20 protein-coding genes are annotated in these 24075 nt (G+C 71.6%); 2 read left to right on the top strand and 18 right to left on the bottom strand.

Features of this window, described 5'->3' with window-relative positions:
- Positions 1–110: 110 nt before the first annotated feature.
- From ACZ6K0_RS34195 to ACZ6K0_RS34185, 3 genes are all read right to left on the bottom strand, one after another.
- Positions 111–767 (bottom strand): response regulator, encoded by a 657-nt coding sequence (locus ACZ6K0_RS34195; RefSeq protein WP_469230559.1) that lies wholly within the window; start codon positions 765–767, stop codon positions 111–113.
- Positions 764–2023 carry a sensor histidine kinase gene (locus ACZ6K0_RS34190; RefSeq protein WP_469230561.1) on the bottom strand — a complete coding sequence of 420 codons (1260 nt, stop codon included), beginning with the start codon at positions 2021–2023 and terminating at the stop codon, positions 764–766. Before ACZ6K0_RS34190 ends, ACZ6K0_RS34195 begins: the two co-directional genes overlap by 4 nt.
- 64 nt (positions 2024–2087) lie before the next feature.
- Complete coding sequence (locus ACZ6K0_RS34185) at positions 2088–4139, bottom strand: MMPL family transporter (protein WP_469230563.1); 2052 nt, start codon at positions 4137–4139, stop codon at positions 2088–2090.
- Between the two features lie 290 nt (positions 4140–4429).
- Between ACZ6K0_RS34185 and ACZ6K0_RS34180 the strand changes: the two genes are divergently transcribed.
- Positions 4430–5188: a MerR family transcriptional regulator gene (locus ACZ6K0_RS34180; protein WP_376412360.1), complete on the top strand. Its 759-nt coding sequence runs from the start codon at positions 4430–4432 to the stop codon at positions 5186–5188.
- Positions 5189–5294: 106 nt separating this feature from the next.
- On the top strand, positions 5295–6290 hold the full coding sequence (locus tag ACZ6K0_RS34175; RefSeq protein WP_469577589.1) for an alpha/beta fold hydrolase: 996 nt from the start codon (positions 5295–5297) through the stop codon (positions 6288–6290).
- 15 nt (positions 6291–6305) lie between these two features.
- On the opposite strand, the gene ACZ6K0_RS34170 is transcribed toward ACZ6K0_RS34175, so the two are convergent.
- From ACZ6K0_RS34170 to ACZ6K0_RS34100, 15 genes are all read right to left on the bottom strand, one after another.
- Complete coding sequence (locus ACZ6K0_RS34170) at positions 6306–6905, bottom strand: ScbR family autoregulator-binding transcription factor (RefSeq protein ID WP_469230565.1); 600 nt, start codon at positions 6903–6905, stop codon at positions 6306–6308.
- A gap of 6 nt (positions 6906–6911) precedes the next feature.
- Positions 6912–8003 carry a DMT family transporter gene (locus ACZ6K0_RS34165; RefSeq protein WP_469230567.1) on the bottom strand — a complete coding sequence of 364 codons (1092 nt, stop codon included), beginning with the start codon at positions 8001–8003 and terminating at the stop codon, positions 6912–6914.
- Between the two features lie 140 nt (positions 8004–8143).
- A complete protein-coding gene (locus ACZ6K0_RS34160; protein WP_469230569.1) occupies positions 8144–9172 on the bottom strand; it encodes a threonine aldolase family protein in 1029 nt (342 codons plus the stop codon).
- A 23-nt stretch (positions 9173–9195) separates the two neighbouring features.
- Complete coding sequence (locus ACZ6K0_RS34155; protein ID WP_469230571.1) at positions 9196–10440, bottom strand: MFS transporter; 1245 nt, start codon at positions 10438–10440, stop codon at positions 9196–9198.
- Positions 10437–11819, bottom strand: coding sequence for an oxamate carbamoyltransferase subunit AllG family protein (locus tag ACZ6K0_RS34150; RefSeq protein ID WP_469230572.1), 1383 nt, complete (start codon positions 11817–11819; stop codon positions 10437–10439). The genes ACZ6K0_RS34155 and ACZ6K0_RS34150 overlap by 4 nt, the downstream gene beginning before the upstream one ends.
- Positions 11816–13135, bottom strand: a complete 1320-nt coding sequence (locus ACZ6K0_RS34145) for an ATP-grasp domain-containing protein (RefSeq protein ID WP_376412378.1) — start codon at positions 13133–13135, stop codon at positions 11816–11818. Before ACZ6K0_RS34145 ends, ACZ6K0_RS34150 begins: the two co-directional genes overlap by 4 nt.
- A gap of 56 nt (positions 13136–13191) precedes the next feature.
- A complete protein-coding gene (locus tag ACZ6K0_RS34140; RefSeq protein ID WP_469230573.1) occupies positions 13192–14193 on the bottom strand; it encodes an aspartyl/asparaginyl beta-hydroxylase domain-containing protein in 1002 nt (333 codons plus the stop codon).
- 81 nt (positions 14194–14274) lie between these two features.
- Entirely contained in the window at positions 14275–16077 is a 1803-nt protein-coding gene (gene asnB / locus ACZ6K0_RS34135) for an asparagine synthase (glutamine-hydrolyzing) (protein ID WP_376412385.1), read from the bottom strand.
- 3 nt (positions 16078–16080) lie between these two features.
- On the bottom strand, positions 16081–17352 hold the full coding sequence (locus ACZ6K0_RS34130; protein ID WP_376412388.1) for a phenylacetate--CoA ligase family protein: 1272 nt from the start codon (positions 17350–17352) through the stop codon (positions 16081–16083).
- A gap of 41 nt (positions 17353–17393) precedes the next feature.
- Complete coding sequence (sbnB, locus tag ACZ6K0_RS34125; RefSeq protein WP_376412391.1) at positions 17394–18401, bottom strand: 2,3-diaminopropionate biosynthesis protein SbnB; 1008 nt, start codon at positions 18399–18401, stop codon at positions 17394–17396.
- 89 nt (positions 18402–18490) lie between these two features.
- Positions 18491–19471, bottom strand: a complete 981-nt coding sequence (gene sbnA, locus ACZ6K0_RS34120) for a 2,3-diaminopropionate biosynthesis protein SbnA (protein WP_376412394.1) — start codon at positions 19469–19471, stop codon at positions 18491–18493.
- On the bottom strand, positions 19468–20955 hold the full coding sequence (locus ACZ6K0_RS34115; RefSeq protein ID WP_469230576.1) for a M20/M25/M40 family metallo-hydrolase: 1488 nt from the start codon (positions 20953–20955) through the stop codon (positions 19468–19470). The genes sbnA and ACZ6K0_RS34115 overlap by 4 nt, the downstream gene beginning before the upstream one ends.
- Positions 20956–20976: 21 nt before the next feature.
- Complete coding sequence (locus tag ACZ6K0_RS34110) at positions 20977–21912, bottom strand: hydroxyacid dehydrogenase (RefSeq protein WP_469230578.1); 936 nt, start codon at positions 21910–21912, stop codon at positions 20977–20979.
- A gap of 165 nt (positions 21913–22077) precedes the next feature.
- Positions 22078–23007, bottom strand: coding sequence for an NAD-dependent epimerase/dehydratase family protein (locus ACZ6K0_RS34105; protein WP_469230580.1), 930 nt, complete (start codon positions 23005–23007; stop codon positions 22078–22080).
- Complete coding sequence (locus ACZ6K0_RS34100; protein ID WP_469230582.1) at positions 23004–23999, bottom strand: ScbA/BarX family gamma-butyrolactone biosynthesis protein; 996 nt, start codon at positions 23997–23999, stop codon at positions 23004–23006. Before ACZ6K0_RS34100 ends, ACZ6K0_RS34105 begins: the two co-directional genes overlap by 4 nt.
- Between the last annotated feature and the right edge of the window lie 76 nt (positions 24000–24075).

Raw genomic sequence — 24075 nt, 5'->3', positions numbered from 1 at the left:
TTGGCGATTGGTCACCCATGCTGCCACGCTCGATGTCCCGCGCCACATCGTGGTGCACCCATCCCGGCCGCACGTCCTGCCCGCGTTGTGAGAGAACCTCATTCCCTGTGTCAGTGGCCGGGGGTCACCAGGCCTGATTCGTAGGCGACGATGACCAGTTGGGCGCGGTCTCGGGCCGTGAGTTTTCCCATGATGCGGCTGACGTGGGTTTTCGCGGTGAGGGGGGAGAGTCCGAGTGCTTCCGCGATCTCGGTGTTGTTCAGGCCCCGGCCCACCAGTGTCAGGACCTGGCGTTCACGGTCCGACAGTCCTTCCGGTCCGCCTGTCACCGGGGTTTGGGGGAGTGCGAGGGCGCGGGCGATGAGCCGGGACGTCGGGCCCGGTGACAGCAGGGCCTCCCCGGCTGCCACCGTGCGGATCGCGGCGAGGAGCTCGGCCGGGTGGATGTCCTTGACCGCGAAGCCCGACGCGCCGGCCCGCAGGGCGTCCATGACGTGCTCGTCGGTGTCGTACGTCGTCAGGACCAGCACTCTCACTCCGGCCAGGTCTTCGTCGGCGGCGATCAGCCGGGTCGCGCTGATCCCGTCGAGCTCGGGCATCCGGACGTCCATCACGACCACGTCCGCACGTGCCGAACGGGCCAGCTCCACGGCCTCCTTGCCGTTGGCGGCCTGGCCCACGACCTCCATGTCCGGTGCCGACTCGACGAGCATCGCGAACGATGCCCGTACCAGCGTCTGGTCGTCCGCCAGCAGGACCCGGATCACACCGCCACCTCCTTCACCGTGAGCGGCAGCGCCGCCGAGACCTCGAAACCCCCGCCTTCTCGGGGGCCCGCGTTCAGGGTGCCGCCCACGCTCCTGGCCCGCTCCCGCATCCCAAGGATCCCGTACCCCGAACCACCACTGCCACCAGCACCCTCGGGCGTATCGGCACGTCCCGGACCGCCGACACCATGCGATCCGCCACCCCCGTTGGTCACCCGCACGGTCAGCACGTCCTCCACCAGGCCGACGTCGACCCGTACACCCGCTCCCCGGCCCCCGTGGCGTACGGCATTGGTCAGCGACTCCTGCACGATCCGGTACGCCGCCGCGCCGACCGCCGCCGGAACCTTCGCCATCCCGCTCCCAGCTCCAGTCCCAGCCCCAGCCCCAGCCCCAGTCCCGGACCCAGCCCCCAATTCCGCCCAGTTCTCGGTCCGCGTGGTCAGCTCCGCGCCCGAGGCTCGTACGAGATCGGGCAGCGAGGCCAGGTCCGGCAGCGGTCCCTCGGGGGTGGCCCTGAGCACATCCAGGGTCGTGCGGACCTCGGCGCGGGCTTCCCGGCAGGTTTCGGCTATCTCCTCCAGGGCCCGGGCGAGCGCCTCCCGGTCGAGCCGGTCCGGTGTGGAGACCAGCACGTGCGCGGCGACTGATGTCTGCACGCCGATGAGGGTGATGGAGTGAGCGAGGAGGTCGTGCAGGTCTCTGGCTATCCGCAGCCGCTCCTCGACGACCTTCTGCTCCGCTTCCCGTTCGGCCCGCTCCACCACCCCGGCCACCAGCTGCCGGTAGAGCCGGATGCTCGCACCGAAGACCAGCATCGCGATCACCCAGCCCGAGACCCTGAGCAGCTCCACCATCTCGTGCGGGTTGACGAACAGCTGCATGGTGAGCGTGACGGAGGTGACCGCGAGCCCCACGGTCACCGTCCGCTTCGGGCGCCCGGTGGACGCGACCGTGTACAGCGCGGTCATGGACGCCGGTATCGGCGCCAGGTGCATGTAGTCGAGTGCGTGATACGGGGCGACGCAGGCCACCACGGCGAGGAGCACCGGCAGGGGCGCCTTGCGCCGCCAGGCCAGCGGCACGTGCGCGGCGGCAAGCAGCGCCCAGCCCAGAAGGTCCGGGCGCCGTCCGTCGTCGACCGTGAACGCGAGCACCGCCGCGAGCAGGGCGAAGAACGCCGCGGCCGTCGCGTCGCACCTGACCGGATACGGCGCCGCCTGCGGGTCACGCGTGAAAGCCGCTGCGAAGTCCATGGTGTCCATCCTCCCTGCGAGCGGGGGCTCCTGACAGTCCGGCAGAGCCCCCACCCGCCCCTGATCACACCCCTACGGGCAGCCGATCGGATCCCGAACCGACGTCTTCCGCAGGCTTCTTCGCCAGCGGACCGGGCCACCACACCCTGCGGCCCAGGAGCACACTCGCACTGGTCACCAGATACGTACGGACCAGGAACGTGTCGAGGAGCACGCCGACCGCGATCACGAATCCGAGCTCGGCCAGCTGCACCATCGGCATGTTGACGAGCACCGCGAACGTGGCGGCGAGCACGAGACCCGCCGAGGCGATCACCCCGCCGGTCGTGCGCAGCGCGGCCAGGGCCGCGGGCCCCGCTTCCAGACCGCCCAGGCACTCCTCGCGCATCCGGTGCATCAGGAAGATGCCGTAGTCGACGCCGAGGGCGACGAGGAACACGAACGAGAGCAGCGCCAGACCCGGATCGGTGCCCTCGAAACCGAAGAGCCACTCGAAGACAAGGCCGCCGACGCCCAGGGCCGCTCCCCAGACCGCGACGACCGCGGCGACCAGGACCAGCGGTGCGACGAGACTGCGCAGCAACGCGATCAGCACGATCAGTACGACGACGAGGACGAACGGCACCACGACCTTGCGGTCCCGCGCGCTGGTGTCGGCCATGTCGAGCTGCTCGGCACTGGGCCCACCGACGTACACCCCCTCGCCGAGCCGCGAGCGCAGCTCCCGGATGGTCGCGGTCTCACCAGCGGACTGCGGAGGATGCGCCGCGACGACCGAGATCTCGCTCCAGCCGCCCCCGCTGCGTCCGGGTTCGACGCGCGCGACCCCTTCGGTGCCGCGTGCACGTTCCAGCACGGAGGCGGCATCGGCCTGCGGGGCGACGACGGTGATGGGCTGCGTGCCCATCTGCGGATACGCGGCGGCCAGCGTCTTCATCGCGGTGACGGCCTCGGGGGTGGAGCTGAAGGAGTCCTCCTGCTTGAGCGTTCCGGGCAGGTTCAGCACCCCGAGCGCCAGTGCGGCCAGTGCGGCGGCGCCCGCGAACAGGACGGGCAGGGGACGCCGGCCTGCGGACGAACCCATGGCGGTGAACAGCGAACGGCGCGCCGCCTTCACCTGGCTGCCGTACGCGGGGACCAGCGGCCAGAACACCCGCCGCCCCAGCACGACGAGCAGCGCCGGCAGCAGGGTCATCATCGCGGCGAGCGCACACAGCACACCGACGGCCGCGGTGGGCCCCATGCCCCGGCTGCTGTTCATGTCGGCGGCCAGCAGGCACAGCATGCCCAGCGCCACGGTCCCCGAGGAGGCGAGGACGGCGGGCCCGCAGCCGCGCAGGGCGGCGACCATGGCGTCGTACGGGCGCGGGACCCGGCGCAGCTCCTCGCGGTAGCGGGACACCAGCAACAGCGCGTAGTCGGTGCCCGCGCCGAAGACCAGGATCGTCATCACGCCGGTGCTCTGGCCGGAGACACTGATGTCGAACCCCTGGTGCAGGGCGTAGGTGACGGCCATCGACAGATAGTCGGCGACGCCGGCGACGGCCAGCGGCACGAGCCACAGGAACGGGCTGCGGTAGATGACGATCAGGAGAACCGCGACGACGGCGACGGTCGTGTAGAGCAGCGGACCGTCGAGCGAGCCGTACACCTCGCTCGCGTCCGTGGCCAGCGCACCGGGCCCGCCGACCTCACCGCTCACCGTCTCGCGGACCTCGCGGACGAACGTGTCCCTGGCCACCTCGTCCGTACCGGGCCCGGTACTGGACACCGCGTACAGCAGGGTCGTCCCGTCCTGGGAAGGAACCGCACGCGGGACCGAGGTGAGCGGGTGGTCGGCAGCGACCTCCTCCACCTCCCGAGCGGCTCTCGCCCGGTCGGCGGCGGTCAGCCCGCCCTCACGGTGGTACACGAGTACGAGGTCGGTGGAGTCCCCGCCGGGCAGCTGCTCGGCGATCTTCGCGACCTGCGTCGAATCGGCACTCGCGGGCAGGTAGTCGACAGCCCGGTCACGCTGCACCTCACCGAGCCCGCTCGCCAGCGGCGCGGCGAGAGCGAGCACGATCACCCACAACGCCAGCACCCCCCAGCCGACGATCCTCTTACGCCCGTCCATCAGGCCTCCCTCCATAGATCCTCTTCAGGCCTCCCTCAGACTCCCGCCCTCCGAAAGCCGATTCGTCGCACCGAAGACCGAGTCGAGGACTACTGCCAAGGGCGGCACACCCCGCCGACTACTCCCCGGGAAGTACGCGCGAAGCCGCGCCCCGCTCCGGTCCACGACCTTCGCGGGCCCGGCTGGGAGGAACATGGACGCCGGGGTTGAAGCTGCCGCTGCGGCAGCTTCTACCGTCGTGACCAGGGCCGGAGAGACCGGCCCGGCGAGACACACACGCGGGAGTGGAGATGGACTGGCCGATCGCGGAGGTGGCCCGGATGTCGGGCGTGACCGCCCGCACCCTGCGCCACTACGACGAGACCGGCCTGCTGACGCCGGCCAGGATCGGCACCAACGGTCACCGCTACTACGAGGAGCACCAGCTCCTGCTGCTGCAGCAGATCCTTGTGCTGCGGGCGCTGGGCGTCGGACTGCCGGAGATCGGCCGGATCCTGTCCGAGCAGGTCGACGAGGTGGACGCCCTGCGGGGCCACCACCGGCGGCTCCTCGCGGAGCGGGACCGCATCGACGCCCTGGCCGACACCGTCTCCCGCACGATCGCCGACCTGGAGCAGTCCAGAAAGGACGGCCACCCCATGACCATCAACCGACCGGAGAACCTCTTCGAGGGCGTCCAGCCCTCCCAGTACGCGCACAACATGCGCGACTTCCCCGAACTCGCCGACGAGGTCGCACAGCGCGCCGCCACGATGAGCCAGGCCGACGCCGACGCCGCGCACCGTGCGCGTACCGCGCAGATGATCCGGCTGGCCGAACTCATGGCCGCGGGCCACCCCGCCGACGCCGAACCGGTACAGGCCGAGATCGACGACCAGTACCGGAGCCTGACCGAGCTGCGTACCGTCTCCGCCGAGGAGTTCCGGGCCATCGGACGCTCCTGCGTCGACAACGAGGTCTGGTGCGCCGCGTACGAGGCGATCGCCCCGGGTCTGGCCGCGTACCAGCGCGACGCCATCGAGGCCTACGCCGCCAACCGACCGGCCTGAGCCGGGGCGGAGACACGCCGATCAACACCCGTCGAGCCGGTCGATGCCGTAGGGAACGAAGCGCACCGCCCGTTCACCTGTTGCTCGCGAACCTCACCGCCGGTACGTGCCGGTGGTGAGGGTTGAGCGGAAGGTGGGTTTCCGGTCCGGCGTGAACTCGGCGTTTCCCGCATCCGAACACCTCGTTGGGCCTGCTGTGTACCGCCCGTTCACGGGCAAGCGGATCGACATAGGAGACTGCGGCGCTGTGCTGAAGTGTGTGGAACGCGAGGGGGTCACGCTGACGTTGACCCGACGCGCAGGTTCGGGCAGGCCTGTTCTCATCGTGCCCGGTGTCATGGCCGATGCCGCCGGCTGGCAGCCGGTCGTCGACGCACTGGACGTGGCCGGACCGGTCTACGTGCTCAACCGGCGCGGGCGGCAGCCCAGTGGCGCACTGGGTCCGCACTACACGCTGCGCACAGAGATCGACGATCTCGTCCACGTGCTCGACGCGATCGTCGCCGCCGAGGGCGCGGAGCAGGCCGAGGAGCAGGGAGTGGACCTGTTCGGCTGGAGCTTCGGCGGGCTCGTCGCGCTGGAGTCGGCCGCGCAGCGCCTCGAAGCCGTCCACTCGCTCACCCTGTACGAACCGGTCGTACGGCCCTTCGGCCACCATGTGCTCGACGCGCTGCGGCAAGCCGCCGCGGCCGACGACCTGGACCGCGCGGTGGAGATCGTGAACCGGGACGTATCGGGGTTCACCGCGGAGTACGTGGCGCGACTGCGCCAGAGCGCCGCGTGGGAGGTCCTCCGCCCACTGGCCGCCCCGCTCGCCCAGGAACTGACGGCCCTCAACGAACACCCCACCGAACCCGACGCGTGGGGGGAGCTCCCCATGCCCGTCACCCTGCTTCTCGGAGCCGAGAACGAGGGCGTCCCGCCCTACGGCGACGTATTCGCCCGCGTCGCCTCGGCCCTGCCGCGTGCCCGCGTCGTCGTCATGCCGGGCCAGGGGCACCTCGCACACGTGCAGGATCCGGAGAGCCTGGCCCGTCACCTCCAGCAGGCCCTCGGCCGGGCGGGCAGCCGCGCCTGCGAAACGGACACCTGCCTGTCGTGAGCGAGCCGCTGCTTGCTACGTCCCGGCGTCGTGCACACCGTCCGTCAGCGCCGGCAGCGTCGTCTGCCAGAACCGCTCCAGAGCCACGGCCACCGTCCGGGCGCTGTCCGGCTGACGGGAGAGGATCTGGACGCCGACGGTGATCGCGAGCACGGTGGCGGCGACCTCGTCGACCGCGACGCCGGGCGCGAGGCTTCCGTCGCTCCGGGCGTCCTCCAGCAGCTGCGTCAGGAGGGCGGCGAGACGGCGCCGCAGGACCGGCACGCCTCCCTCGGCACGGTCGCAGCTGACCTGGAACCCCGCCCGCACGACCACGTCACGGGCCAGCAGGCGGGCCAGTTCGCGGGTCGTCTCGACCATGGCGGTCAGCGCGGGGGCGATCTCGCGGGCCCGGCCGGCAGCCAGTTCGTCGAGCGCGTGGGCCGCTCCCTCCTCCAGCGCGGACGCCAGTGCGTCCTTGTCCGCGAAGTGGAAGTAGATCGCGCCCGTGGAGAGCCCGGCCTCCTTGCTCACCCTGGCAAGGGTCGCGGCTGTCAGGCCGTGCCGGTCGACGACCTGTGCCGCGGCGCGCAGGATGACGTTGCGTGACCGGATGGCACGTTGCTGTCTTTCCACAGGCAGTCAGTTTCCTCCCGCGCCCGGCCCGTCGGACAAGCGGTCAGGCCGGGCCCGGGAGAGGGACGCGGTACGGGGGAGGGACGAGGTACGGGCCCGGGTCGCGGTACGGGGGAGGGACCCGGTATGGGCCCGGGTCGCGGAAGGGGCCGCCAGCACCGCCGCACCGATCAGAAGCGCCGCCCCCACCAGAGCCAGGTACGACGGTGGCTGCCCCAGCAAGGGCCCCAGGACGAGCGAACCCAGTACCTGACCGCTGATCATCCCCAGCCCCGCGGCCAGGACACCGATGCGGCGCACGGCCAGCACGGCGGACAGCACCACCACACAGCCGAGCAGGCCTCCGGTGTAGTGCCACAGCGGTCCGGACTCGGGCCGGGGAAGCCGGGAGAACGCCGCAAGTCCCGCCACCGCCGCGACCATCAGGGCGCAGCCGGTGGCGAAACTGAGCAGGACCGCCGGGTAGGGGTGCTCTCCGGCGGCCTCGTCCACCTTGCCGTTCACCGCCATCTGCCACGACAGGGCGCAGCCGGCGAGGAAGGGCAAGGCGGCGAGCGCGAGGGTACGCCCCTCGTCCGGCGCGGCCATTATCGGAAGGGCCACGGCGCACACGGCGAGCAGACCACCCGTCAGACGGCGCCGGGTGGCCCGGCGCGGCGCGCCGGGACCCAGGCCGAGATGGTCGACGAGCACCCCGCACAGCGTCTGGCCGGAGACCAGCGCCAGGGTGTACGAGGCAGGGCCGAGCGTCGCGGCGGTCAGCGCCTGGGTCAGGACCATGCTGCCGCCCGCGACACCGCCGAGGCAGTGCCGAACCCGCAGGGTCCCGGACCGCAGCCGGGCGCGCAGAGCGGCGAACGCCGGGCGCAGTCCCGTGAGGAAGAACGCGGCCACCGCCGCGACGCCCAGACTGAGCGTGTTCGACCAGGCCGCCGCGGCCACGGAACCCGTGTGCGCGCCGAGCCGGCCGTTGACCACGGACTCCAGGGCGAGCGCGGCGCCTCCGGCGACCGCCCCGGCCAGCGGCAGGACACCGGACCGGAGCGCACCCGCCGGCTCGACCCCCGGCTCGACCCCCGGCTCGGCCGCAGGTTCCACCGCCGGCTCGACCCCAGGATCGGTCGGCGGCCGGGTCAACGGCCGGGTCGACAGCCCGGGTGCGGTGTCGTGCGGGCGGCTTCGCGGCGTACGAGGCGACGGCATGGGGCCTCCGGTGAAGAGAATCGGCGGGGCACGGCTCAGCTGGGCTGCGGGAACGACTCGATGGCCCGCAGAATGTCTGGGCGCGAGACATCGCAGTGCGTGACCATGCGGACGCCGGTGCCCGTCGGCACGGTGCGAACACCGTGTTCCGCGAGCAGCGCGACGGTGGCCTGCGGATCATCGGCAGGCACCATGACGATGTTGGTCTGCGGGGGGTCGACCTTCCACCCGCGGTCGACCAGACCGTCCGCGAGCAGGCGCGCGTGGCGATGGTCCACCGCCAGGCGGTCCACGCGCTCCAGAGCCACCAGTCCGGCCGCCGCCAGCACGCCGCCCTGCCGGACGCCGCCCCCGAGCATCTTGCGCAGCCGCCGTGCCTCCCGTACGAAATCGGTGCTGCCCGCCAGCACCGAACCCACCGGCGCGCCCAGCCCCTTGCTCAGACAGACCTGGACGGTGTCCGCGCCTTCGGCGAGGTCCGCGAGCGGCACACCGAGGGCGACCGCGGCGTTCCACAGGCGGGCTCCGTCGAGGTGCACCAGCAGCCCGGCGTCATGGGCGGCGTCGACCAGCCGGCGGTGCTGCGCCGGCGTGGTGACCGTGCCGCCCGCCGCGTTGTGCGTGTTCTCCAGGCACAGCAGCCGGTCCCGCAGCGCGAAGTACGGTCCGCCGCGGGTGACCGCCCGCTCGATGTCCGCCGGACTCGGCGTACCGGGGCCGTCGGACCAGGGGAGGGCCTGGGGCATGCCGCCGGCCAGCCAGGATGCCGTACCCACCTCAAGGTCGAGGAGGTGCGCGCGGTCCGGCACGAGGAAGCGGTCGCCGCGTTCGAGGTGCACGCACAGCGCGATCAGATTGCCCATGGACCCGCTGGGCACCCACAGGGCGTCCGCGGTGCCCAGGAGCCCGGCGACCTCCGCCTCCAGGGCCCGCATGGTGGGGTCGCCGTCGAGGACGTCGTCGCCGACCTCCGCGCGGGCCATGGCATCACGCATCCGCGCATCGGGCCGGGTGACGGTGTCGGACCGAAGGTCGACCACCGGTCCGGCCGGGGATGCTGTCATCAAAGCCTCCGGAAAGGGGCGCGCTACTCGGAGCGCGCGACGCGGTAACGGGTCATGAGCAGGGCGGCGAACATGCTGAATCCGGCTCCGAGGAACATCACCGCGGACGGACCGGACGCGTCCACGACCCAGCCACCCGCCATCGCACCCAGGGCGATGGAGACGTTGAAGGCGGCGATGTACAGCGACGTCGCGGCCTCGGGGGCCTGCGGTGCACTGGCGAAGACGAGGGTCTGCAGGCAGACCGGCAGCGCCGTGTAGGCGATGCCCCAGACCAGCAGCAGGACGATCGTTCCGGGATGCCACCGGCCGTTGACCACGAGGAGCACGACAGCGGTGGCGAGCAGCAGGATGCAGGCGAGCGTGGTGGTGCGCAGCGCACGCGCCGCCGCAGCGCCGCCCGCGAAGTTCCCGATGACGCCGGCCACCCCGTACAGCAGCAGCAGGCCGCTGACCCATGCGGACGGGATGCCCGCGTCCTGTTCGAGGAAGGGCGCGACGTAGGTGTACGCGGCGAAGTGGCCGATCACCATCGCCGCCGTGACGAGCGTGGCGATGCGGAGATTGCCGTCCCGCAACAGCTTGGGGAGTTCGGACAGGCGCGCCACGCTGCGTGGTTCCAGGGAGGGCAGGAGCAAGGCCACGGCGGCCAGGATCAGGACGCCGATCCCCGAGATCGCCCAGAACGCGGTACGCCAGTCGGACTGGCCGATGAAGGCGCCGAACGGCACGCCGACGACGGACGCGATGGAGATGCCGCTGAAGACGACCGCCGTGGCCCGCACCGCCTGCCCCGAGGGCACCAGGCGGATCGCGATGCTCGCGGCGATCGACCACATCACACCGTGGGCGAAGCCCGTCAGCAGCCGCGAGACCATGAGGACCGCGTACGAGGACGACAGCGCGGTGAAGACGTTGCCCGCGACGAAGATGCCGAGGACCACAAGAAGCAGCAGCCGGCGGTCGATCCTGCGGGTCGCCACCGTCAGCACGGGCGCGAACAGGCCCGCGATCGCGCCGTACAGGGTCACCGACAGGCCGACGGTGCCTTCGGAGACGCCCAGGTCGCGGCTCATGGCGGGGAGCAGTCCGATGGGGACCATCTCGGTGGTGGTGAAGGCGAAGACGCCCATGCCGACGGCGACGACGGCGAGCCAGCTGCGGAGCGAACCGGAACCGGCGGGGGCTGCGGCCGGGCGGTCGGTACCCTCCGGGACGGCGGCGGGCGGCGTCGCCGTGTCCGGGCGGGACGGGGGCGAGGGTGTCACGGAGTTCTCCCGGGTCGTGCGGGGGTGGATGAGGTGCCGGGCGTCGAGGACGCCGTCGGTACGGACAGCAGCCGTGCGGCTTGCTGGAAGGGTTCGATGGGGGGACGGAAGAGGACGGCCCCGGCGTGACCTCCGGAGCGGAGCGTCGCGCCGAGATGGATCGCGGGGACGACGCCGGTCTCGGCGACGCGCAGCACGTCGATGCCGCACGGCACACCGCGGTAGGCCAGGGCGGGGATCCGGTACTCGGGATGCTCCGTCAGCGTGATGTCGTACATGCGCTCGGTGAGGCGGATCATCTCGGCCGGTGTGCCGGCGGAGTGGTCCTGCAAGGGCATGGCGGCCGCGGCGGCCATGCCGCCGAGGCCGATCGTCTCCGTGATCAGACTCTCGCCGCCGACGTACGCCAGGTCGTCGGTGGTCCAGCCGTCGTAGAGCCGGCCCCGGAGCGTGGACTCGGGCGGCAGAGGAGCGGTGAACCAGCGTTGCCCGAGTCCGGAGACCCGCAGTCCGAACTGCTTCTCGTTGAGGTTCATCGCGGTGACGAGCGTGCTGCCGGCGATGCCGGAAGCACCGTCGGCGGCGGCCTTGGCGGCTGCCATCACGACGTGCAGGAACAGGTACTCGGCCGAGCGCAGGTAGGCGGCCAGAGCCCGATGGCGCTCCTCGACCCGGCGCGCCGACAGGTCGAGTACGGCATCCAGCACCGCGGCCCGGAAGAGCGCGCCGGCGGCCTTGTGGCGGCTGTGCAGATCGTCGCCCATGGACAGGGCCCGGCGGACGAGCGGGGTGAGCGGCAGCCCTCCCATGTGGTCCAGCGTCTCGGCGAGGGCCGGTGACACGACCTCGCAGACGTGCCGCAGGCGGGTGCCGACCCCGTCGTCCCAGACGCCGAAGGTGAGCGAGGCGCGGTCGGCCCCTTCGTTCATCCGGCAGAACGCGCGTCTGCCGGTGGACTCGTCGCGGACGACGACCACGGGCATCGAGGCGGTGCACACGCCGGTGAGCGATCCGACGGTGGCGTGGTCGTGGGAGGCCCGCACCGTGAGGGTGCCGTCGGCGAGCAGCGCGTCGGCTTCGGTCTCGTCCCGGGCGAGGCCTTCGTAGAGCGCGGCGCCGATGACGGCCCGGCGCTGCCCGCCCTCGTAGCTCCGCCACGGCATGGGTGGCCCGGAGACCAGGATCGTCCGCGCGGTCATGCCGGGGACGACGTCGCCGGCGGGGGCGACGGTCTCCAGGACGGGGCGGGCTTCGACGAGCCGGGCCACGGCCTGCGCGTTCGCGGCGTCGCGCACCGTACGCACGGTGTCGGCGGTGGCTGTGCGGTCGGCGGTGCCGGTGTGGCTGGTGTGGCCAGTGTGGCCGGCGTGGCCCGTCACCGTACGGCCTCCTCGTGCACCGTGACGGGTGAAGCCTGCACGGTGTGGATCGTCACGGACCGGGTCGTCCGGAGCGCGGCGGCGTCGAGGTCCTCGTCGAGCGGGGCGTCCAGGACGACGGAGACCGACCGGCCCTGTGAGTCGGACAGGTCGCCGAGCACATCGCCGTGGTGCCGGCTCACCAGGACCGCGTGGCCGCGGGGCGGTGCCTCCTGCGGGACCGGCGGCAGATCCGGCCACCGCCCCTGCTCGCTGACCCAGTGCACGGGGACCTCGCCCGCGGTCACGTCCGCGAGGAGGCCTCGGGGGTGGTCGAGGTAGACCTGCCGGGCCCGGCGGCGCGGCGGCGCGGTGGCCGGTTCGATGCCGAGCGCGAGGTCCAGCAGGGCGGCGTCCAGGTCCATACCGGTGGCCAGCCGCCACAGGCGCGTGATGGCGTCGCCCGGCGGACGCGCGGCGGCCTCCATCAGGACCACCCGGTCGTCGGCGGTCAGCCGGAACTCGGTGTGGCTCATGCCGGTGCCGAACAGGACCGACCGGAGGAACTCCGCGTTGGCCCCGAGCAGCAGCCGCTCCTGCTCCGGGGTGAGGTGGGGCGCGGGCGAGGTGTGGCCGGTCTCGGTGAAGAACGAGGTGCCGGATTCATTGGTGTCCTTCGCCGTGATGCCCGCCCACAGCACGCGTCCGCCGCGCACCAGCGACTCGACGGAGAACTCACGGCCGTCGATCCGCTCTTCCAGCAACAGCAGTTCGTCCGCGCCGTAGTCGGGCAGGAGCGGGGGCACGTCGGCCGCTCCGGCAACCGCCCGGACGCCCGAACTCGACATGCGCGAGGCCGGTTTGAGTACGGCGGGAAACGCGTCCCAGTCGTCCGCCGCGGTGCTGCGGGTCGCGTCCAGCAGGGTCCAGCGCGGCGCCAGGGCGGGGGCCGCCAGGCGCTGGAGCACCTTGTTGCGGCAGACCCGTGCCGCGTGCGTGCCGGGACCGGGCAGATCGAGGGCCTGGGCGAGGGCTCCGGCAGCCTCCACGAACACCTCGCCGACGTTCAGCACGGCACGCACCGAGCGCTCGCGCAGCCACGGCGTGACCGCGCGCAGCAGCGTGTCGAGCGACGTGTCCGTCACGTGGCGGAGGTTCTCGTCCGGGAGGTGGGAGAGCGGGTGTGCCGGGTCGCCGCGGTGCCGGGCGAGTTCCTTGGCGGGCGTCTCGGGTCCGAAGACGAACAGGGGTGTCACACCGCGCTGTTCGGCCGCGCTCAGGAGACGTAGATGCTTGGCCAGCACGACCAGGTCGGTGATGACGACGACGGCTGTCATGGCTTCCCTCAGTCGGGTGCGGGGCGCGAGCGTGTCACGCCCCGCACGGTGGTGGATCAGGCGGAGAGGCGTTCGGCGGGCAGGGGCAGCTCGTGCACGTGACCGCCCTCACGGGTACGCAGGACGACCCTGGGGTCCGGGCCGTCGGGGAAGATCTGGAGCGTGCGCTCCTCGCTCCAGCCGGCGAAGCGGTACTCGTTCTCGCCGAGGTGCACCAGAGCGAAGACCCGGTCGCCGGGCAGTCGCAGCACCATCCGGTCGCCGTCCGCGGTCAGCGTCGCCGTCTCCTGGGGCAGGTCGGCCGAGAGCGCGGTGTCGTCCTCCCACAGGTGGAACGTGGCGGGCAGGGAGAAGCGCGTGGTGCCGAGCCGGCGGCGTTCGTCGACGGTCTGCGGGGATTCCTGCCGGTTGAAGAGGATCTCGCCGTCGCGGAAGTACTCCTGCCAGGTCTCCGGGAACAGGGCCGCCAGGCCCGGGGTGACCAGGACGTCGATGACCAGGTGCACCCGGGGGTCGCTGCCGGAGTTCTGCACGCGGTGGGTGCGGCTGAAGTCGCCGAACCAGAACTCGCCCGGCTGCCAGCGGTGTTCGACACCGTCGAGGACGAGCACGGCGCCGGGGTTGGTCACGACCGGAACGTGCAACCGTCCCACGCCCCAGCGCGGCCCGTACTTGGGGTCGGTGTGGTCGATGCCGACGGTGTCCGGGCCGAGGGCCATGAACCGGACCGCGTGCAGCGGGGCCGGGATGGAGTCCAGGATGTCGCGGACGTACGGGATGCGGTCGAGCCAGACGGTGTCCGCGAAGTCCTGCGGGCCGGGGCCACCGGGGTCGGTGCGGTCGCCGTCGCCGCCGGGGCTGCGCAGGGCGAGGCAGCGCCAGTCGACGTCGGTCGAGGCGCCGACGCCGTCCTCGGTGTAGACGCGCTGCTGGTCCCAGGTGTGCTCACGCACCGAGGTGAGTTCACGCAGCAGGCGGTCGGCGTCGAACGCGGGCTTGAGCCGGATGCCTTCGGCCGGCATGGGAGGGGTACCCAGGAGCGAGGTGGCAGACGACACAGTGGTTCCTTCGCTTGTGTACGGATACGGGCGGGCGGGTGGTCCGTTCAGGGGCGCGGGCGCGGGCGTCAGGCACGGGTGTCAGGCGTGGACGACGGCAGCCGTCTCGCGGGCCGTGCTGTCCTCCTGCAGCTGGTGCCAGCGCTCGAGCATGTAGAGCGTCCACAGCGCGTAGCTGTGCTCGGGGCGGAACTCGGCGACCGTGGAGCGCAGGGCGTCCGGGCGGAAGTAGCCGCGTTCCAGGGCGGCTTCGGACGTCAGGGTGTCGCTGATGGTGGACCGCAGCTCCGTGCCGAGCCAGCTTTCCAGGGGCACGGCCAGCTCCTGCTTGCGGCGGTCCAGGATCTGCCGGGGCAGGTAGCGGGCGGCCACCCGCTTGAGGGGGGCCTTTTCCTGGTCGCCGACGAGCTTGCGGTCCGCGGGGATGCGCGTCACGAAGTCGATCAGCCGGTGGTCGAGCAGCGGGCTGCGGGGTTCGACGGAGTGCGCCATCGACATCCGGTCGATCTTCACCAACTGGGCGTCGGACAGCCAGAATCCGCTGTCGACCTGCATGGCGCGGTCCAGGTCGGGAACCGAGGGATCGGTGCGGTCGAAGCGGGCCCGCAGGTAGTTGTGCGGCTGGCGCGGCAGCCGCGCGGCGAAGTCGGCCGTGTACAGCCGGTTCTTGAGCTCGTGGGGGACGCCGTCGAGCAGGATGCGCTCGTAGCGGTCGGCGAGGTCGCCGTCGCCCGAGAGGTCGCGCAGACGTCGGTAGCGGCCGTAACCGCAGAAGATCTCGTCGGATCCGTCGCCGGTCAGCACGACGGTCACGTGCTGCCTGGCCAGCTTGTACATGCACGAGGCCGCGATCGCGGAGGGGAAGGCGTACGGCTCTCCCATGTGGCTGAGGATGGTGTCGACGGCATCCTTCGCGTCCTGCGGCCCGATCCGGTAGACGTGGTGCCGGGTGCCGCAGTACTCGGACACGGCGCGGGCGTACACCGACTCGTCGAAGGCGGCGTGCTCGAACCCGACGGAGAACGTGTGCAAGGGCCTGTCCAGTTGTCTGGAGGCCATGGCGACCACCAGGCTGGAGTCGAGCCCGCCGCTGAGCATCGCGCCGAGCGGCACCTCCGACTCCAGTCGGTCATGCACGGCCTGCTGGAGCAGCTCGTCGATACGGTCGTCGATATCGGCCTGCGGCAGGTCGGTGAGCTCGGCGGTGAAGTCGAACTTCCAGTACCTGCTCCGGCGTTCGGGCCGGCCCCGCTCCAGGACCAGGATCGTCGCCGGCTCCAGCTTGCGGACCTGCTGGTAGATCGTGTGCGGCGCGGGGACGACCCGGTAACCGAGGTACTGGTCGATGGCGAGGGGGTCGGTGTCCCGGCTGATGCCGGGATGCAGCATCAGCGCGGGCAGCTCCGACGCGAACGCCACCGAGTCGGCGCCCGGCTTCGCGTAGAACAGCGGCTTCTTGCCGACCCGGTCGGTGGCCAGGACGAGTCGGTCGTTGCGGGTGTCGTACACGGCGACGGCGAACATGCCGTGCAGCCGCTCGACGAACTGCTCGCCCAGCTCCTGGTACAGGTGCGGCAGGACCTGCGCGTCGCTGCCGCCGTGGACCGGGCGCCCCCGGGAGGCGAGGAAGGCGCGCAGCTCCTGGTGGTTGTAGATCTCACCGTTGAGGACGCACGCGACCGTGCCGTCGTCGCTGAAGACCGGCTGGGAGCCGTCGTGCAGGCCGATGACCTTCAGCCTGCACATCGCCAGGGCCGCGTCGGGCGTGGTGAAGGACCCCGTCTCGTCCGGGCCGCGATGCGCCATGGCGGCGCAGGCGGCGAGGGGATAGGAGGCGTGGACGGGAGCGTGTCCCAGGGACACCGTTCCGGCTATTCCGCACATCGGTCAGCCCTCCTTCAGGTCGAGACGGCGCTTGGCCTGGCCGGACCGGAGCCCGTCCGGCGCGACGGCCTGTACACGCACCGGTCCGACCAGGCCGGACGCGATCATCTGCGCGACGTCGGGAGCCCGCCGGTCCACGGCCGCGCGCACCCGGGCGACCTGGTCGTCGTCCACCGTGTCGGCGACGACCCTGATGACCAGGCCGTCGTCGTCACCCGCCTCGAACGGGTGGCCGGGGAAGACCTCGGCGATGATCTGCGCCAGGTCGTGGTTGCTGATCCGCTCGCCGTGCTTGAAGTCGCCGGCGAGCCGCCCGTCGATGCGTTCGAACGCGAACACCTCGCGGCCGGCGTGGCGGATGCGGCGCAGACCGGTGACGGCGTCGCCGGTCACGTAGCGCACGGCGGGGAAGTAGCCGCGGGTGAAGGACGTGAGCAGGAGCGCCCCACTGCCTTCCTGCCGTGACGGGACCCGGTCGTTCTCGGTGTGTCGGCTCAGCTCCTCGGGAGCCAGGACTTCGGGGACGATGTGGTCGTGGAAGTGGTACAGGCCGGTCTCGGCGCACGAGTAGCCGATGGCCCCGATCTCGATGGAGCCGAACACGTCCAGGACGTCCTCGGGGCGTAAGCCGAACCGCTCGGCCACGTGGGCGCGCCATGCGGGGGGCGCGACGTCGCCCACGACCATGATCTTCCGGGGCTGGATGTCCAGGGCGGGCCGGGCCTGGAGCAGCCGGTCGAGGATCATCGGCATGGTGAAGAAGACGTCCGGGCGCCACGCGTTGAGCTTCGCGACGTGCTCGTCCACGGGGCTGGTGAAGTCGATGTCGTACGCCTCGTAGCCGAGTTCCAGGAAGACGCGTCGTGCCGAGGCGGCGGCATGGCCGGTGCCGAGGTCCGCGACGGCCACCGCGCCACGCGGCACCGAAGCGGTGAACTCGCCGAACAGTATGCGGCGTTGGGCGATGTAGGCGTCGTCGTCGGCGGCCGAGTAGAGGATGCGCTTGCGCTGTCCGCCGGAGGTTCCCGAGGTGTGGTACGCGGAGGCGTCCGGCAGCTGCGGGTACTCGGCGGTGTAGTAGTGCGCGCCGAGCAGACCGGTGCCGACAAGAGGGAGGTCGGACAGGTCTCCGGAGCCCAGGGCGCCTCGGCGCAGCAGGAGTTCGCGGTACCAGGGGAAGCGCTGGGCATGGCCGGCGGCGAGAGCGGCCAGTTCCGCTCCCCGTACGGGTGCGGGGGTCTTGGGGTCGGCAAGAGTGGTGGTGGTGTCCGGCATGGCGGCCTTTCGTGAGGCGGGGGAGTGGGCGCGTGCCGGCGTCAGCTCCATCGCTGTGTCTCGCCGAAGAAGCCCGGCACAGGGACCGCGAGGCCCTTGTCGACGGCCTGCTGGAAGAGGCGCTGTCCCACGGCGAGGTCGAGGACGCCGAGCCCGAAGGGCGAGAAGATCCGCGGCCGGTCGTCCGCGAGGGCGACCTTGCCGCGCAGCACGTCCGCGAGGGTGCCGTCGATGAAGTCGCGGTGCCCGAGCTGCTGTTCGGCCAGGTGCGGGGAGGTGTTGGCCGTCAGGCAGTGGTCGACGTCGTCGAGGATGTTCTGCGCGCCGGCGATGACGTCAGCGCCGAGGTCCCGCAGCGAGATGTTGAGGACGGTCTGTCCGGCGGCGAAGGCGTCGGTCCGGGTCACCCAGGGCTCGGGCGCGGTGGTGGCGAAGACGACGATGTCGGCGTCGGCCGTGGCTTGTTCGAAGGAGTCCGCCTGCTCGGCCCCGTAGCCCAGTTCGCCGATGCGCCGGGTGAGCGAGGCGGCGTACGAAGGGTTCTGGTCGAAGACGACGAAGCGGTTCACGGACCAGGACTGCGCGGCGAAGAACTCGGCGATGTTGCGCGCGATGACGCCGGCCCCCACCAGGCATATCCGGTCCGCGGTGCGGCCGCCGGTGAGTTCCTGGGCACCCAGGACGGCGGACGCGGCGGTGCGGGCGGAGCTGATCTGGGACGCCTCCAGGCAGGCGAAGGGGTAACCCGTCTCGTAGTCGTTGAGCAGCAGCGTGGCCGAGGCACGGGGAATGTTGCGCTCGATGTTGCGCGGGTAGCTGGCGATCCACTTGATCCCGGAGACGCCGTAGTCGCCGCCGAGGTGGGCGGGCAGCGCGATGATGCGGGCGTCGGGCTTCTCCGGGAAGCGCAGGAAGTAGCTGTTCGGGTTGACCGATTGACCGTCGCCGTGGGTGAGGTAGGCGGAGCGGACCGTCTCGACGATGTCGGGACGGGAGGCGTCGATGAGGGTGCGCAGGGCGGTGCCGCCCACGACGTGGAAGTCGAACATGCGGGGTGATCCCTTGTCTCGTTGGTGGTCTGAGCGGGGACGCCGGCGTGGGCCGGGTCCGGGGTCGGGGCAGGGGCTCGGGTGTCCGCTCACGCGGCGACGGGACGTCTGCCGGATTCGTCGAGGACGCCCGTACCGAAGGTGTCGGCCACCCACATGTCGTCGTAGATCGTCTTCACGTAGCGGTCTCCCATGTCCGGGGAGAGCGCCACGACGCGCGAGCCGGCGGGGATCCGGTCGGCGATCGACTCCAGGGCGGCGAGTACGGATCCGGTGGAGCCCCCGAGCGGCAGTCCGTGTTCGCGGGCCAGGCGTCGGCACATGCGTACGGCATCGCGCTCGTCGACGAGGACGACCTCGTCGACCTGGTCGGGCCGGCACAGTTCGGGACGGCGGCTGGTGCCGAGGCCGGGGATGTGGCGCGGGCCGGGCAGGCCGCCGAAGGTGACCGATCCGGCCGTGTCCACGGCGACGATCTTCGTCCAGGGGGAGAACGCGCGGAAGTGACGCGTGCAGCCCATGAGGGTGCCGGTGGTTCCGGCGCCGACCAGCAGGACATCGACGTGCCCGATGTTCTTGAGGATCGAGGTGGCGGTCCGTCTCGCGTGCGCTTCCGCGTTGGCGGGGTTGGCGTACTGGTTGAGCCACACCAGGCCCGGGTCGGACTCGGTCATCTCACGGATGCGGGCGATGCGGGTGCCCAGGTAGCCGCCGTTGTGGTCCCGCTGTGTGACCTGGAGGATCTCGGCTCCCAGGGCGCGGATGAGCGCCAGGCTCTGCGGGGAGACGTTCGGGTCGGTCACGCAGGTGAAGTGGTATCCCCGGGAGGCGGCGATCACGGCCAGGGCGATGCCGAGGCTGCCGGAAGAGGATTCCACGATCCGGCCGCCGGGCCAGAGCACGCCCTTGCGTTCGGCGTCCTCCACCATGCCCAGCGCGGACTTGAGCTTCACCGAACCGGCCGGATTCATCCCTTCCAGCTTCAGGAAGAGGTGCCGGTCCGGCAGGACGCCGTCCAGTTCGAGGAAGACCTCGTCGGTGACGATGTCGCAGGCGTGCTGGTAGATCATCGGTCCTCCTGCGGGCCGGTCGACGGGATGCAGGGAGCGTGGTGGCCCGAGCCGTGCGGGTCCGTCCGCAAGGTGGGCAGGCGGCGCAGAAAGAGGGCTTCGGCATGGGCCAGAGAGGCGATCTCGCGCGGGCTCACACTCTCGTCGGTGCCGTGGATGTGCGACGGCGGGTCTTCGACACCGCACAAGATGATCTCGGCGTCCGGATAGAGCGTCCGGAAGGCGGAGCAGACGGCGATGGAGCCGCCGGCTCCCACGTCACGGGGCGGCACGCCGAAGGCGTCGTGCAGGGCATCGCGCATCACGGCGTAGGCCTGCCCCGCGGAGTCGGCGAGAAAGGACGGGCCGCTGGTGACGCGCCGGATCGCCAGGTGCGCACCCCAAGGAGCGTGATCGCGCAGGTGGTCGGCGAGCTCCTCGTGGACCCGGTGAATGTCCGAGCCGGGCGGGGTGCGGACGCTGACCAGCGCCTTCGCCGAGGGCAGCAACGCGGGCACGGCGTCGTCGAGGGGCGGTGACTGGATGGCCAGCACGGTGACGGCGGGCCGGCTCCACAGCCGCTCGGCGATGCTGCCCGTGCCGAGGAGCGCGACACCGTCCAGGACACCGGCGTCGGCACGCAGGTCGGCCTCGGAGTAGTCGTCGGAGCGGCGGGGCGGGGCGCTCTCGCCGGTGCCGGTGCCGGTGCTGGTGCTGGTGGCGGTGGCGGTGCCCGGGCTGGGCACACGGGGTGTTCCCTGGCTGTCGTGCAGCGTGGCCAGGAGGTGGACGAGGGCGGTCAGCGCGTCGGGCACGGGCCCCCCGAACTGGCCCGAGTGCAGTGTCGTGGAGAGTGTGGAGAGCTCGATCTCCGCGACTGCCATGCCCCGCAGGGAGGTGGTGAGGGTGGGGACGCCGGGTGCGACGTTCCCGGTGTCGGCGACGATGACGACGTCCGGCGCGATCAGGTCCGGGTGGGCACGCAGCACCTTCTCGATGCTGCCGTCGCCGGGCTCCTCGCAGCCGTCGACGAGGACGACCAGGTCGACGTCCGGGTAGGGCTCGTGCGGCTGGGCCTCCTGGAGGGCGCGCAGCGCCGTGAGGTGCGTGACGACGTTGCCCTTGCAGTCGGCGCTGCCGCGGCCGTACCAGCGTCCGTCGTGTTCGGTGAGCTCGAACGGGGGCGTACGCCAGGAGGTTTCGTCCTGCGCGGAGACGACGTCGTAGTGCGCGTAGAGCACCACGGTCGGTGCGCCGGGTGGGCCGGGGCGGCGGGCGTACACCGTCTTGGGGCCCTCGTCGGTGGAGAGCAGGCGGGCCTCGGGGAAGCCGGCGTCCGTGAGCAGAGCGGCGATCCGGTCGGCCGCGCGGTCGAATTGGTCCGGGGGCGAGACGCCGACGACGGTGCGCAGGGCGACCAGTTCCGCGAGGTCGTCGCGGGCTCTGGGCATCAGGGAGCGCACGGTCTCGGCTAACGAGGGAGCAGACAAGGGAGTCTCCGGCATGCGGGTGCGGGTGACGGGTGCTCAGGCGGCGGTGGGCGCCGGGGTCGACAGCGGAGCCAGTTCCGCGAGGACCTTGCGGACGACGTCCAGGCCGGCTCGGAGCTGGGCGTCGGGCGTACTGGCACCGAGGTGCGGGATCGCGAGCACGTTCGGCAGGGCCAACAGCGGTGACGGACCCGGGGGTTCGGCGGCATAGACGTCCAACGCCGCTCCGGCCAGGTGGCCTTCGCGGAGCGCCTCGACGAGCGCGGTCTCGTCGACGATGCCGCCCCGTGCCGTGTTGACCAGGTACGCGGTGGGCCGCATCAGAGACAGTTCCCTGGCCCCGATGAGCCCCGCGGTGCCGGGGTTCTTCGGCAGGTGCAGGGTGACGACGTCGCTCGTTGCGAGGAGTTCGTCGAGTCCGGCGAGGTGGACGTCGTCGCCGGCGGTGTCGGCGTACGGGTCGTGCACCAGGATCCGCATGTCGAAGGCGGCCAGTCGGCGCGCGACCTGCCGGCCGACACGGCCGTAGCCGACGATGCCCACGGTGCGGCCCGCCAGTTCGAGGCCCGTGAAGTCGGCCCGGCGCCACTCGCCGGCCGCGAGGGAGCGCGCCGCGGCGGTGATGTGGCGGGCGGAGGCGAGGATGAGGCCCACCGTGAGTTCGGCGACGCTCACGGTGTTGGAGTCGGGAGCGTTGACCACGATGATGCCGCGCTCGGCGGCAGCGGTGGTGTCCACGTTGTCCAGGCCGACGCCGGCGCGCCCGACGATACGCAGCCGAGGCGCCCGATCGAGCGCCTCGGCGTCGACCCGGGTGCCACTGCGCACGATCAGGGCGTCCGCATCGGACAGCGCGGCGAACAGAGCCGGGCGGTCACGGCCGTCGACATGGCGGACATCGCAAGTGGCCTTCAGTGCGGCGATGGCGTCGTCGGGAAGGACGTCGCTCAAGATCACGATCGGTGAAGGCATGGAGCTCTCCTAGAGGAAGCAGGACAGTCAGTCTTCAAAGCCAAACGTTTGGTTTGTTTCTGAAGCAAGCCTAACGTTTGGTTTGTTTTGGAAGGAAGGGTGACCCTTGTGTTCTGCGTCACCCCCCGGGCGGTTTCCCCCGCGGAGGGTGAGCCGGGCCCTAGCTCAGAGCAACTGCTCCCGGTACCAGGCGGCGTGGGCCGCCAGGCCGGCCGAGAGGCCGGTCTCGGGCGCATGGCCCCCCACGGTTTCGAGCCTGCTCGCGTCGAACCAGTGGTCGACACCGAACAGATCCAGGAGATGCCCGTCGCACCCGGCGCTCACCAGCTCCTCGCGGGCACGCTCGAACGACTGCTCGCCGGCCACGAGAGGGAAACCGAGTTGCCGGTGCGCCGCCACGACCAGTTCGCGCAGGCTGACCGGCCGGGACGGGCAGGCGTGGAAGACTCCGGCCGCCCGCCGCGGCGGCGTCCTCACCGCCATGTGGGCGAGGGACGCGGCGAGGCTGCCGACCTCGGTGAGGGAGAGCATCGCGGTACCGCGCTCGGGCAGCCCCGAGCTCAGGGCGCGGACCATGCGCAGCAGGGCCGGCATCACCCACCGGTCACCGATGCCGTAGACGAGGTAGGGGCGCAGGACCGCCCCACCCGCCCGGAGGACGAACTGCTCACCGTGCAGTCGGCTGCGGCTGGTCGGCGAGACGGGGCTCGGCTCCACGTCGCCCTCGCGCAGGGCGCGGAACGGCCCGTTCCCGTACACGGCCGCGGTACTCAACTGCACGAACTTGGCCACGCCCGCGCGCTCGGCCTCTTCCACCAGGTGGCGCGTGCCCTCGACGTTCACCGCGACGCACCGTTCTTCTTCCTGGCCGATGTACGAGGCCAGATGCAGGACCACGTCCACGTCGCGGCAGATGCCGCGCAGGCTCGCGGGGTCCGTGAGGTTGCCGTCCACGATCTCGACGTACGAACCCGGCGTCACCGAACGCCGGTGGGCCAGCACGCGCACGTGGGCCCCCGCGGAGCGCAGGAGCGGAAGGACCGCGCCGCCGATGAATCCGGACGCGCCGGTCACGAGGATGCGGGGACGGTTCATCTCCGACCGCCCGACGGCGCCGGCTCGGTGCGGGCCGTCAGGACGCACTCGTAGACTGCCGTGCCGTTCTGCTCGGCGATCACCCGAACCTCGTACGCCCCGTCACCGGACGGGGACGGGGCCGACCGGGCCCGGACGAAGCAGGGGGTGTCGAACTCCACGTACCGGTGGAAGCGATTGGCCATGCCGGTCACCAGCACGGCGCCGGGTCCCAGCACGTGCTGAGCCGCCTGGCGCGCCGCCTCCAGCAGGAGCATCCCCGGGACGTGGTCGGTCGGGTGGTCGAAGAGCGTGGGGTGCGTCCAGTTGACGCGCAGTGGCCACCCCTCCTCGCCGTCCGCCGGCCGCCCGAGTACCACGTCGCTTCCGCGCGCCCTGCCCACCTCGTGCGCGGGCACGGGAACGGCCTGCTCGGGCAGGGTCGCGGGCACCTCGGCGTGCGCGCCGCGTAGTCGCCGGTAGACGGAGCCCGACATGCAGTTGAGTGTCATCCGGCCCCGCCCCAGGCGCACCGCGCCCCGGGTGAGGCCGACGTCCATCGTCATCCCCGCGAGGCGATTGCGTTGCAACGTCACATCCGTGCAGGTGATGGCCAGCTCGACGTTGGCGGGCTGGTCGTCGAGGAGGAGCGCGTCCGGCTCGAGGTCGATGCTCAGCTCCGTCATCAGGGACGGATGATCGCGGGGCAGGTCGTAGAAGACATGACTGACAAGAGAGGAGGCCTGCCGAATGCTCTCGGCGGCCAGCAGGGGGTCGTGCCAGTGGCCACCGACCGGTTCGTAGAAGCCGTGCCCACGCGGCCACTGCGCTCCCACCTTGAAGCGGTGGGGGCCCATGCGTAACCAGTCGTCGGTCAGCAGTACTTCGCCTATGGCCGTCCGGTGGACCAGTTCGCGGGACGCCGACCGCTCGTAGACGAAGGGGCTTAAGTTCTCGTCCACGGGCAGGAGCGTGTCCGGGAGAGTGGGTGGAAGCGGAAGGTCGATCGACATGTCGCGGTTCCTGTCTGCGCTGCTTCCCCAGGAGCGGCACGACGCCGCCGGGCACCGCATACAATACCCAACGTAC

The organism is Streptomyces sp. NPDC042346 (assembly GCF_055581845.1).
Note: the sequence above shows the minus strand (reverse complement) of the source record. Positions and strands in the feature narration are given on the sequence as shown.

Excerpts from the sequence above, each read along its gene's own strand:
- sbnA (WP_376412394.1), bottom strand. The coding sequence starts at position 19,471 with ATGATCTACCAGCACGCCTGCGACATCGTCACCGACGAGGTCTTCCTC.
- ACZ6K0_RS34130 (WP_376412388.1), bottom strand. The coding sequence starts at position 17,352 with ATGCCGGACACCACCACCACTCTTGCCGACCCCAAGACCCCCGCACCC.
- ACZ6K0_RS34105 (WP_469230580.1), bottom strand. The coding sequence starts at position 23,007 with ATGAACCGTCCCCGCATCCTCGTGACCGGCGCGTCCGGATTCATCGGC.
- asnB (WP_376412385.1), bottom strand. The coding sequence starts at position 16,077 with ATGTGCGGAATAGCCGGAACGGTGTCCCTGGGACACGCTCCCGTCCAC.
- ACZ6K0_RS34115 (WP_469230576.1), bottom strand. The coding sequence starts at position 20,955 with ATGCCGGAGACTCCCTTGTCTGCTCCCTCGTTAGCCGAGACCGTGCGC.
- sbnB (WP_376412391.1), bottom strand. The coding sequence starts at position 18,401 with ATGTTCGACTTCCACGTCGTGGGCGGCACCGCCCTGCGCACCCTCATC.
- ACZ6K0_RS34180 (WP_376412360.1), top strand. The coding sequence starts at position 4,430 with ATGGACTGGCCGATCGCGGAGGTGGCCCGGATGTCGGGCGTGACCGCC.
- ACZ6K0_RS34185 (WP_469230563.1), bottom strand. The coding sequence starts at position 4,139 with ATGGACGGGCGTAAGAGGATCGTCGGCTGGGGGGTGCTGGCGTTGTGG.
- ACZ6K0_RS34190 (WP_469230561.1), bottom strand. The coding sequence starts at position 2,023 with ATGGACTTCGCAGCGGCTTTCACGCGTGACCCGCAGGCGGCGCCGTAT.
- ACZ6K0_RS34160 (WP_469230569.1), bottom strand. The coding sequence starts at position 9,172 with ATGACAGCATCCCCGGCCGGACCGGTGGTCGACCTTCGGTCCGACACC.
- ACZ6K0_RS34110 (WP_469230578.1), bottom strand. The coding sequence starts at position 21,912 with ATGCCTTCACCGATCGTGATCTTGAGCGACGTCCTTCCCGACGACGCC.
- ACZ6K0_RS34100 (WP_469230582.1), bottom strand. The coding sequence starts at position 23,999 with ATGTCGATCGACCTTCCGCTTCCACCCACTCTCCCGGACACGCTCCTG.
- ACZ6K0_RS34145 (WP_376412378.1), bottom strand. The coding sequence starts at position 13,135 with ATGACAGCCGTCGTCGTCATCACCGACCTGGTCGTGCTGGCCAAGCAT.